The following is a 10,391-nucleotide window of genomic DNA, read 5'->3' on the forward strand; positions in this document are numbered from 1 at the left end:
CAGGCCGCGGATGAAAAATTCATGGACGCCCTGGAGACTGCGGAAAACAATTTGACCATCCCGGATGAAAAAAGCTATGTGCAGCGGATTCACAAGGCTTACGAAAAATACCGCCGGCTGTGGGACCAGCCCATTGCCGGTACGTCCCGGGAGGGCAACCTGGGGTGGTATTTCGAAGACGCGCACAAGGCTTTTAACCTGGTCAAACTGGAAGTGCAGGAACTGATGGCCATTAACGACAATGCCATGTACAAAACCGCATCCAGTCTCAAAACCAGGGCGCACAGGGCCGTGATGCCGGGAATTGTGGCCATTTTGTCCGCCCTGGTGCTCTCGCTGCTCTTTGGCTACTTTGTCAATATTTATATCGTCAATCCGATCCTTTCCATCATCAGCGCCATTGAAACCTTTTTGAAAACCAATGAACCCGTTCACTTGAAAATCGCCACAAATGATGAAATCAATGACCTGGCGGCATCTGTATCCAACCTGGTGGCCATGGTGCAAAGAAATCGCAATGACCCGGGGCTTTGACGGCATGGGCGCAATCGCAAAAGAGGTATTGTGATGAGACCGCAGATCATCATCCGGTACATGGGCCTTGTACTGCTGTTTAATGCCCTGTTTTTGCTGATTTCTGCCATTGTATCAGCAATAAACGGGGACACGGCGCGGCTGCCGCTTTTATACAGCGCCGGGGTCACGGCTTTAATCGGGGTTTTTCCGATCATATATATCCCGCCGGTTGAAAACATCCACAACGATGAAGGCCTGGCCATTGTGGTGGCCGGCTGGGTGATGTCCGCACTGATCGGGGCCTTGCCCTATATCATGTGGGGCGGGCCCTTTACTTTCACAAATGCATGGTTTGAAAGCGTTTCAGGATTTACCACCACTGGTTCCTCAATTCTGTCGAGCATCGAAACCCTTCCGCTGGGCCTGCTCTTGTGGCGGTCTTTAACGCACTGGATCGGAGGCATCGGCATTGTTGTTTTCATGCTGGCTGTGGCGCCCTGGACCGGCCAGGCGGCAATGGTGCTTTACAAAAACGAGATTTCCTCGCTTGCTGTGGAAAATTTCCGTTACCGAACCCGTAAAACCCTGCAAATTTTATTGGTCGTCTACCTGGGCCTGACCGCCGCGGAAACCCTTTGTCTGCTGCTTGCGGGAATGGGCTTTTTTGACGCCCTCACCCACTCCTTTGCCACCATTGCCACAGGCGGCTTTTCCCCGCGAAACAACTCGGTTGCACATTTTAACAGTCCGCTGATTGAAAGCATTATCATTGTCTTTATGGTCCTGTCCGGAATCCATTTTGCCCTGATTTTTTTAACCCTCACCCAGAACATCAAAAGAATCTGGAAATCCGCAATTGTCCGGTATTACCTGGCGGCCATGGCCGTTGGCGTGGCCGTGGTTTCATTAAATATTTGGGGCGATGTGTATGCCGATTTCTGGCAGGCCCTTCGGGCTGCCGCCTTTCAGGTGGTCTCACTGGGCACGAGCACGGGCTTTGCCACCGCGGACACCAATGTATGGCCGGGCTTTTCAAAGCTGATCCTGATCCTTTTTTCCCTGCAATGCGCTTGTGCGGGCTCCACTTCCGGGGGCATCAAAGTCGATCGGGTGGTTGTGTTCGGCAAAAGCTTTCTCGGCCAGTTCCGAAAAATGAAACACCCCAGGGCCGTGGTGGCCCTGAAGCTGGACGGGACCGTGATGGATGCAGCAATTGTTGAGGCGGGGATTGTCTATATTGTCCTGTATCTTTGCGTGGTATGCATCTCTGCACTGACGCTGACCTTTATGGGCATTGGCCTGATGACGGCTTTTTCCGGTTCCGTGGCGGCCATGGGCAATGTGGGCCCGGGTTTTGGCATGGTCAGCTCGCTTTCCAATTTCGCCATGCTGCCGGATTCCGCCAAGTGGACACTCACCGTTGTCATGCTGCTGGGCCGCCTGGAAATCTTCGGCTTGCTGATGTTTCTGTTTTACCGCATGATCCGATAGGGGAATGGCCTTATTATAATAAAACCCACATACCAGGGCTGGCGGGTATATCTGCATCCGCGGGTGACGGGAATGCTGTTTCTCGGGTTTTCCGCAGGGCTGCCCCTGCTGCTGGTGGGTGGCACTTTTACCGCGTGGCTGCGGGATATAGGTATTGAGCTGGCAGCCATCGGGTTTCTGTCCTGGGTGGGCATCGCCCATTCCATCAAGGTGTTCTGGGCCCCTGTGGTGGACCGTGCCCCCCTGCCTTTGCTGACCCGCGTGCTGGGCCGCCGCAGGGCCTGGATGCTGGCGGCGCAGACGGCTGTAGGCCTTTCCCTTCTGGGCATGGCGGCCGCCGACCCCGTGGATCAGTTGTGGCTGGTGGCCGTCTGGGCCGTGATTGCCGCGCTGGGATCGGCCACCCAGGATGTGGCTGTTGACGCCTACCGGGTGGAAGCCGTGGCCAGGCATTTACAGGCGGCCATGGCTGCGGCCTATGTCACCGGCTACCGGGTCGCCCTGCTGGTGGCAGGCGCCGGGGTGCTCCATATCGCAGCCATGGGCAGCTGGTCTCTGGCTTACGCAATCATGGGGGTGTTGATGGCCGTGGGGATCATCACCACCCTGGTCACGGGCGAGCCAGAGGTCAATATCAACGGCAAAACCCGGGAGCTGGAGGAAACCGTCATCCGCTACCTGGAAACAACCCGGGATACCGGGATCAGGCGGCGGATCACCGCATGGCTCATCAGCGCGGTGATCTGCCCGTTTGCGGATTTTTTCAAACGCTACGGCAAGGCGTCTGCCGCCATCCTGGTTTTTGTGGCCCTTTTTCGCATCAGCGACATTTTCATGGGGGTCATGGCCAATCCCTTTTACCTGGATCTCGGATTTGACAAGACCCAGATCGCAAACGTGGCAGCGGCATTCGGCCTGGCCATGACCCTTGCGGGTGCGGCAGCCGGCGGCCTTTTGACCGCACGCTTCGGCATTGCGGCCATGCTTTTGTTTACCGCGTTCATGGCCCCGGCCACAAACCTGCTTTTTGCCTGGCTGGCCGTGACCGGCCCGGAGATCCAAGGTCTGGCCGTTGCCATTATTGCCGACAACATCACCGGCGGGCTGGCCATTTCAGTGTTTCTGGCCTATCTGTCGAGCCTGACCAACAGCGCCTACACCGCCACCCAGTACGCCCTGCTCAGCTCATTGATGACCCTTCCCGGCCAATTTGCCGGCGGGTTCACTGGCATGCTGGCACAGTACACCGGCTGGGCCGGATTTTTCATGATCACCGCTGTCATGGGCATTCCGGCCATTGTCCTGGCACTGGTGCTGATAAACATCGCCCACCCGGATCACAGTCCCAGGCCGGGCATGGCAGACTGACACCCGGCCATGGCATAAACATCTCAGATCAGATTGCAGAACAAAGCGCACGTGACAGAAAAGAACATGTGACGTTTTTAAACACCTTTTTCTCCCGGGCACCGGCCTGCCCATTTAAAAAAATTTTTTATATATTCAAATAGTTATACTTAAATTCAAATTTTTATTTCAACTGGCACGCATCCTGCGTTAGCAGAGACAAATATTGCGAAATCTGGATATTTCACTCCATCGCAATCATGAATCTCAGCAACAAGGAGGTATACAACAATGCAAACCAGAACAACGACTTTCAGGACCAATTTCTGGAAAATCCTGTGCCCCCTGCTCATCGGGTGCTTTACCCTGGCCATTACCCCGGCCATGGCCCAGCAGGACGGCGGCAGCGGCTACGGCGGCCAGCAGGGTCAGGAGAGCCAGCAGGGCCAGCAGGACCAGTATGGCCAGGATCAGGGCCAGCAAGGTCAGCAGGGCCAGAGCCAGGGCCAGCAGGGCCAGGGACAATATGGCCAGCAGCCCGAGCAGAAGGCGGATTTTGAAGACAAAACCATTGAAAAATTTGCCAAGGCCCACAAGGACGTGCAGGATCTGCAGTCTGATTACTCCTCTGAACTGCAGGAAGCCGATGATGAAAACCAGGCCCGGGACCTGCAAAGCAAGTATCGGGAAAAGATCATGGATGTGATTGAGAAAAATGATCTCAGCGTGGAAAAATACAACGAGATCAGCATGGCCATGCAGCGCGATTCCGACCTGCGGGAAAAAGTTAAAGATATGATGTAACGCTTAACAAAGGAGGCAGATTATGAAGAAATACATCACCCTTATTCTCCTGGTGCTGTTTACCATGGGCTTTAGCCTTGGCTGTGAAGCACCCGAGGAGCCGGGCCAGGGCGGCCAGCAGCAACAGCAGCAGCAGGCGCCGGGTCAGCAGCCCGATGGTGAAGAAGAGGAGTCTTACTAAACCAGCAGCTGTTTTATCATCATTTCCCCCTCCGAAACCGGGATCCGGGTGCCAGCTGGCACCCGGATCCCGGTTTTTTTACAACCCGTCAGGCGTGCAGGGCCTGATCCAAATCCGTTACAATATCATCAATGTGTTCTATGCCGACGGACAAGCGGATCATGTCCGGGCTGACCCCGGCTTCAATCTGCTGGGCGTCTGTTAACTGGGAATGGGTGGTGCTGGCCGGATGCAGGGCCAGGCTCTTGGCATCGCCGACGTTGGCCAGGTGGGAAAACAGTTTCAGGCTGTCGATAAACCGCTTTCCCGCCTCCCTTCCGCCCTTGATGCCGAATACCACCATGGCGCCGAATCCGTTTTCCAGGTAGCGCGAGGCCACCGGATATGCGGGATCATCTGCGAGGCCCGGATAGCGCACCCAGCTCACCTGCGGATGCGTCTTTAAAAATTCAGCCACGGCCATGGCGTTTTCGCAGTGCCGCTGCATGCGAAGGGGCAGGGTCTCCATGCCTTGCAGAAAAATCCAGGCATTGTCCGGCGAAATACAAGCCCCCAGGTTGCGAAGGGCCACCAGCCGCATGCGCATGACAAAGGCAATGGGGTTGTTTTCCCCAAGATCGGTTGCAAACCGCAAATTGAAATTGCTCGGATCCGGGGTGTTAAACATTTCAAACTTGGGATTTGTCCAGTCAAAATTGGCCCCGTCGATCACCACACCCCCGATGCCCGTGCCGTGGCCGCCGATCCATTTGGTGGCCGAATTGACCACCACATTGGCCCCGTGCTCGATGGGGCGAAGCAGATACGGCGTGGTAAAGGTATTGTCAATGATCAGCGGGAGGCCGTGTTTTTGGGCAATTTCGGCCACAGCCTTGATGTCTGTGAACTCCAGGGCGGGGTTGCCGATGGTTTCGGCAAACAGGGCCCGGGTGTTTTCGTTAATGGCCGCCTCGAAACTCTCCGGGCTGCGGGCATCTGCAAACCGGGTGCGGATGCCCATCTGGGGCAGAATGCTGTCAAACATGGTGTAGGTGCCGCCGTAGAGGTTGTTGGCGGAAACAATCTCCTGTCCGGCAGAGCAGATATTGATAATAGAATAGAAAATCGCAGACGTGCCCGAGGCCAGGGCCAGGGCCGCGCCCCCGCCTTCCATGGCCGCCATGCGCTTTTCCATGACATCCTGGGTGGGGTTCATGATACGCGTGTAAATATTGCCCGGCTCCTGGTAGGAAAACAGCCGGGCCGCGTAATCCGAGTTTTCAAACACATACGAGGTGGTCCGGTGCACGGGCACGGCCCGGGCGCCCGTGGCCGGGTCCGGGACCTGGCCGGCATGCAGGCAGATGGTTTCAAAGCGTTTCTGGTCAGACATATCCCCTCTTTTGTGCTTTTTCGGGTTTATTTACAAAAACAATTCAGTGCTGATATAGCGCTCGCCTGTGCTGGGCAAAATGGTAACAATGCGCTTTTGGGCAAACTCCGGCCGCCCGGCCAGTTCCAGGGCCGCCCAGGCCGCCGCACCAGAGGAAATCCCGCAAAGGATACCTTCCCGGCTGGCAAGGGCTCTGGCCGTGTCAAAGGCCTGATCGTTTGTCACCGTGATTACCTCGTTGATCAGGCACGGGTCAAGGATTTCCGGGACAAAACCGGCGCCGATGCCCTGAATCTTATGGGATCCCGAAGCCCCGCCGGAGAGCACCGGCGAGTCGGCCGGCTCCACGGCCACGGCATAAAATTGCGGATTTCTTTCCTTTAACAGCCCGGCCACGCCTGTGATCGTGCCGCCCGTGCCCACGCCGGCCACCAGGACGTCCACCTGTCCGTCCGTGTCGCGCCAGATTTCCTCGGCGGTTGTTTTGCGGTGGATTTCCGGATTGGCCGGGTTGGAGAACTGATCCGGCATAAAGGCGTTTTCATAGGTGGCCACCATTTCCCCGGCCGCCTGGATGGCGCCTTTCATGCCGTATTCCGCCTGGGTGAGCACCAGTTCCGCTCCCAGATGGGAAAGCAGCTTGCGCCGTTCGGTGCTCATGGTCTCGGGCATGGTCAGACACAGCCGGTAGCCCCGGACCGCGCATACAAAGGCCAGGGCAATGCCGGTGTTGCCGCTGGTGGGCTCCACAATCAGTGATCCCGGCCCGATTTTTCCCTCCTGAAAGGCCGCATCCAGCATGGCCGCGCCGATCCGGTCTTTCACGCTTCCCAGGGGATTGAAAAATTCAAGCTTGGCATAGACTTCAGCCCCGGCAGCTGTCGGGCCGGCTTCGGACAGGCCCTTTAGCCGCACCAGGGGCGTGTTTCCCATGGTTTCGGAGATATCGGCAAACAGGGGCATACCCATAAACCTCCTTTATGACATCAAACCCTGAGCGGGTTTTTCCGGTAAATCAGGCGCGGCGATTCCAGAAGCACCGTGGTGTCGGCGGGCACCGGCTCGGTGATCCAGACATTGCCGCCGATCACTGAACGGGCGCCGATAATGGTATCCCCGCCCAGGATTGTGGCCCCGGAATAAATGACCACGTCGTCTTCAATGGTGGGATGGCGCTTGGTCTCCCGCATTTCATCGGCCTTGCTGCGAGGCACGGAAAGGGCCCCGATGGTAACCCCCTGGTAGATGCGCACGTTGTCGCCGATCCGGGCGGTTTCGCCCACCACAACACCGGTGCCATGGTCAATGGTGAAGCTTTTACCGATGACCGCGCCCGGATGAATATCAATGCCGGTGATCCGGTGGGAATGCTCGGTCATGATTCTGGGAATCAGGGGAACAGACAGGGCATGGAGCCGGTGGGCAATACGGTAGACCATGATGGCAAACATGCCCGGATAGCTAAAAATGATTTCATCGTAGCTCTTGGCAGCCGGGTCACCCTTGTATGCCGCGACCACGTCCTTTGCCAGCTGGTGCTGCAGATCCGGCACGAATTCCAGAAACGCCAGGGCGGTTTCATATCCGCGCTTCCGGCAGTCGGTGCATTCCAGATCAAACTTGAAGCATTCATAGCGAACAGCCCGGGTGATCTGCTCGGACAACAGGTCATATAACAGCGTCACCTGCCGGCCCATGTTGTATTTGAGATTGACCGGATCAATCTTTTCCCGGCTGAAAAAACCGGGAAACACAATCTCCCGCAGCTGATGGAGGATATCAATGACCTCTGCCTCAGAAGGAGCAGGCTCGTAATCAATATGGGTATAGGACTGCTCCTCGCCGCAGCCCGCAAGGATGGCCTCCACCACCCCGGGCAGTTTTTGTCTGTATCCGGAGTAATCGCGCACCTCGTCCTTGCAGGTCATAGCTTTGGGTTGCCGGGTATCACTTGTCATCATCAGCCTTTTTCATATGGGCGGGGCAATGGTGACCAGCACCCGCATGTCGGTTTCCGCCCGGATGCCGTGGGGTTCGCTGATATCGGAGATCAGCACATCTCCCGGGGCTGCGGGCATGCCCGCGTCTTCTGCGCCCAGAAACTCGCCGGTGCCCTCAAGCACGGCGATGCTCAGCTGGCCGTCAATGTCATGGGAATGCACGGGCAGTTCCTGGCCGGCTTTGAAATTGAAGTTGATCACCTTGAAATAGGGCGAATCATGCACCAGCAGTTTTTTTAATGATTTTTCCGAAAAATCGTTTTCCTTGAACACTTCCACTTTTTTAAGCATGTCGGCTCCTTTCGCCAATGCCGTTGGTGTGCCTGCAAAATCCCCCCGGGGGTGCGGGCCCGGAACCCATCCGGTACCCGCACCGGGTTGCGGGAGGACAACCCTGTTCTTTGTTGCTGCTTATCCCAGAATGGCCTTAAGATCCTCGTCCGGGGTGCTGATGGGCTTGATGTCAAACTTGTCCACCAGCACATTGAGCACGTTAGAAGATACAAACGCCGGCAGGCTCGGGCCCAGGCGGATGTCTGTGATGCCCAGGTAAAGCAGGGTCAGCAGGATGGCCACGGCCTTCTGCTCGTACCAGGACAAAACCATTGAAAGCGGCAGATCATTGACGCCGCAGTCAAAGGCATCTGCCAGGGCCGAGGCGATCTTGATGGCCGAATAGGCATCATTGCACTGGCCAATGTCGAGCAGGCGCGGGATTCCGCCGATATCGCCCAGATTCTTGTCAAAGAACCGAAACTTGCCGCAGGCCAGGGTCATGACAATGCAGTCCTCGGGCACTTTTTCCACAAATTCGGTATAATAGTTGCGGCCCGGCTTGGCGCCGTCGCATCCGGCCACCAGGAAGAAATGGCGGATATCCTTGTTTTTGACCCCTTCAATGACCTTGTCGGCCACGCCCAGCACCGCGTTGTGACCAAAGCCCACCATGACCGATCCGCGGTCCACATCCTTTTCATATCCTGGAAGCGCCAGCGTCCTCTCAATGGCCGGGGTGAAATCCTTGTCCGCAATATGGGTGACCCCGGGCCAGCCCACAAGGCCGGTGGTAAAAATATTGTCCTGGTAAACCTCCTGGGGCTTCTGGATGCAGTTGGTGGTCATGACAATGGCCCCCGGAAACTCGGCAAACTCCTTTTTCTGGTTCTGCCAGGCCGTGCCGTAATGGCCGTAGAAATGCTCGTATTCCTTGAGTTCCGGATAGCCGTGGCAGGGGAGCATCTCGCCGTGGGTGTAAACATAGATGCCCTTGCCCTGGGTCTGCTTGAGAATCTGCTCCAGATCTTTCAGATCATGGCCGGATACCAGTAGGGCCTTGCCCTTTTTGGCGCCCAGGGGCACTTCTGTGGGCTCGGGGTTGCCGTATGCGCCGGTGTTGGCCGCGTCCAGCAGCTCCATTGTCACCAGATTGATCTCCCCGCACTTGAGCACCAGTCCCAGCAGGTCATCCACGCCCAGGCTCTCGTCCAGGGTGGCGGCCAGGCCTTGGTGAATAAAATCAAAAATCCGGTCATCGGTTTTTCCCAGGATGGCCGCGTGATCGGCATAGGCGGCAATGCCCTTGATGCCGTAGGTCAGGGTTTCTCGCAGGGAAAGAATATCCTGGTCCACCACCGGCTTTTCCGCCTCAGGGCCGAAATTTTCGCCCTGGGCCACCAGTTCCTCAACCGTGGCCGCCGGGGTGAAGGTGGCCGGGCCGCTGGTGAAATCAGCCCATCCGCCGGCGGCTTCCACTTTTTTCTTCAGCTCGTCGCGGTATTTGACGCACTGGTTGATCAGCTCCACAAACCGCGGCGGATCAAAATCCACGTTGGTCAGGGTGGAAAACATGGCCTCACAAGCGAAATGATCGATCTTGCTGTCCTTTACGCCGACCTTGCGGCCCTCGTTGGCCACCTGGGCCAGGCCCTTGATGGCGTAGACCAGCACATCCTGGAGTTCGGCCACGTCCGGCTGTTTGCCGCAGACGCCAATTTTTGTGCAGCCTTCGCCTTTTGCGGTTTGTTCACACTGAAAACAAAACATGAGATGCCTCCTTTTTGGGGGTAATTTTTCAATTTTTGATACATGGACACTTTTTCGATGTTTCGTCCATGTTATAGTCCGCCAGGCGAATCCAGGCCTTGACTTAGGTCAAGAGGAAGAATTTTTTTGCAGAAAAAACAAAACCTCCGTTTTATCCTTATTTGACAAAGATAAAACGGAGGTTCGGGTTTTGCAAAAAATGCCGGCGCCGGGTGAAAAACCCGGCCTTTAAGATTTTACTGGCTGCCGAAAATGGCCTCGGGCCGGGTGGTTCTGCCCGTGGCATTGGGGAAATCCGGCGCTTTTTCAGCCTTTTTGTTGTGCTTGATCAGCTCGCGGCCTTCTTTCATAAACGAATTATACCGGTTCTTGACCTCGTAGAAGCCGTGCCACCAGGTATAGTCCGGGGCCATCATAGCCGCGCCCATGCGGGCCCTGCGGCCTTCATGATGCCACAGCTCATAGTACTCAACCTCTATTTTTTCATCAAACATCTTTTCATCATCCACCAGCCCCTTTTCATAAAGCTCGTTCATCAGGTCCCTGGCCGGCTTGAAATAAACCTCGTTGTATTCCTCCACCACCTTGTCAAATGTGGCGTAATGATCATCCACCCAGTTGTCGCCATGGCACTGCA

10 protein-coding genes and 1 pseudogene are annotated in these 10,391 nt (G+C 56.3%); 5 read left to right on the forward strand and 6 right to left on the reverse strand.

The annotated features are described in order from the left end of the window. From R6U41_RS03125 to R6U41_RS03145, 5 genes are all read left to right on the forward strand, one after another. A partial coding sequence (locus tag R6U41_RS03125; RefSeq protein WP_410268374.1) for a hypothetical protein occupies positions 1-534 on the forward strand: 534 nt, incomplete at its 5' end. A 33-nt stretch (positions 535-567) separates the two neighbouring features. Beyond that, positions 568-2,007 carry a TrkH family potassium uptake protein gene (locus tag R6U41_RS03130; RefSeq protein ID WP_410268375.1) on the forward strand — a complete coding sequence of 480 codons (1,440 nt, stop codon included), beginning with the start codon at positions 568-570 and terminating at the stop codon, positions 2,005-2,007. Positions 2,008-2,058: 51 nt separating this feature from the next. Next, the gene (locus R6U41_RS03135) at positions 2,059-3,375 is read left to right on the forward strand and encodes an AmpG family muropeptide MFS transporter (RefSeq protein ID WP_410268382.1); all 1,317 of its coding nucleotides are present in this window, start codon (positions 2,059-2,061) and stop codon (positions 3,373-3,375) included. Positions 3,376-3,645: 270 nt separating this feature from the next. Beyond that, a complete protein-coding gene (locus R6U41_RS03140) occupies positions 3,646-4,158 on the forward strand; it encodes a DUF4168 domain-containing protein (protein WP_410268376.1) in 513 nt (170 codons plus the stop codon). Positions 4,159-4,180: 22 nt separating this feature from the next. Beyond that, the gene (locus R6U41_RS03145; RefSeq protein ID WP_410268377.1) at positions 4,181-4,339 is read left to right on the forward strand and encodes a hypothetical protein; all 159 of its coding nucleotides are present in this window, start codon (positions 4,181-4,183) and stop codon (positions 4,337-4,339) included. 88 nt (positions 4,340-4,427) lie between these two features. Here R6U41_RS03145 and R6U41_RS03150 read toward each other — a convergent pair whose 3' ends face one another. From R6U41_RS03150 to R6U41_RS03175, 6 genes and pseudogenes are all read right to left on the reverse strand, one after another. After that, positions 4,428-5,711 carry an O-acetylhomoserine aminocarboxypropyltransferase/cysteine synthase family protein gene (locus tag R6U41_RS03150; protein WP_410268378.1) on the reverse strand — a complete coding sequence of 428 codons (1,284 nt, stop codon included), beginning with the start codon at positions 5,709-5,711 and terminating at the stop codon, positions 4,428-4,430. 30 nt (positions 5,712-5,741) lie between these two features. Continuing rightward, positions 5,742-6,674 carry a cysteine synthase A gene (gene cysK / locus R6U41_RS03155; protein WP_410268383.1) on the reverse strand — a complete coding sequence of 311 codons (933 nt, stop codon included), beginning with the start codon at positions 6,672-6,674 and terminating at the stop codon, positions 5,742-5,744. 23 nt (positions 6,675-6,697) lie between these two features. Further along, complete coding sequence (gene epsC / locus R6U41_RS03160; RefSeq protein WP_410268379.1) at positions 6,698-7,672, reverse strand: serine O-acetyltransferase EpsC; 975 nt, start codon at positions 7,670-7,672, stop codon at positions 6,698-6,700. A gap of 9 nt (positions 7,673-7,681) precedes the next feature. Then, positions 7,682-8,002, reverse strand: coding sequence for a cupin (locus R6U41_RS03165; protein WP_410268380.1), 321 nt, complete (start codon positions 8,000-8,002; stop codon positions 7,682-7,684). A gap of 120 nt (positions 8,003-8,122) precedes the next feature. After that, complete coding sequence (gene hcp, locus R6U41_RS03170) at positions 8,123-9,754, reverse strand: hydroxylamine reductase (protein ID WP_410268381.1); 1,632 nt, start codon at positions 9,752-9,754, stop codon at positions 8,123-8,125. A 236-nt stretch (positions 9,755-9,990) separates the two neighbouring features. After that, a pseudogene (locus R6U41_RS03175) lies at positions 9,991-10,391 on the reverse strand (hydroxylamine oxidoreductase); the annotation flags it as partial.

The sequence above is a fragment of the Desulfosalsimonas sp. genome, from assembly GCF_046483245.1.
Lineage (GTDB): Bacteria > Desulfobacterota > Desulfobacteria > Desulfobacterales > Desulfosalsimonadaceae > Desulfosalsimonas.

Excerpts from the sequence above, each read along its gene's own strand:
- R6U41_RS03130 (WP_410268375.1), top strand. The coding sequence starts at position 568 with ATGAGACCGCAGATCATCATCCGGTACATGGGCCTTGTACTGCTGTTT.
- R6U41_RS03140 (WP_410268376.1), top strand. The coding sequence starts at position 3,646 with ATGCAAACCAGAACAACGACTTTCAGGACCAATTTCTGGAAAATCCTG.
- R6U41_RS03145 (WP_410268377.1), top strand. The coding sequence starts at position 4,181 with ATGAAGAAATACATCACCCTTATTCTCCTGGTGCTGTTTACCATGGGC.
- R6U41_RS03150 (WP_410268378.1), bottom strand. The coding sequence starts at position 5,711 with ATGTCTGACCAGAAACGCTTTGAAACCATCTGCCTGCATGCCGGCCAG.
- cysK (WP_410268383.1), bottom strand. The coding sequence starts at position 6,674 with ATGCCCCTGTTTGCCGATATCTCCGAAACCATGGGAAACACGCCCCTG.
- epsC (WP_410268379.1), bottom strand. The coding sequence starts at position 7,672 with ATGATGACAAGTGATACCCGGCAACCCAAAGCTATGACCTGCAAGGAC.
- R6U41_RS03165 (WP_410268380.1), bottom strand. The coding sequence starts at position 8,002 with ATGCTTAAAAAAGTGGAAGTGTTCAAGGAAAACGATTTTTCGGAAAAA.
- hcp (WP_410268381.1), bottom strand. The coding sequence starts at position 9,754 with ATGTTTTGTTTTCAGTGTGAACAAACCGCAAAAGGCGAAGGCTGCACA.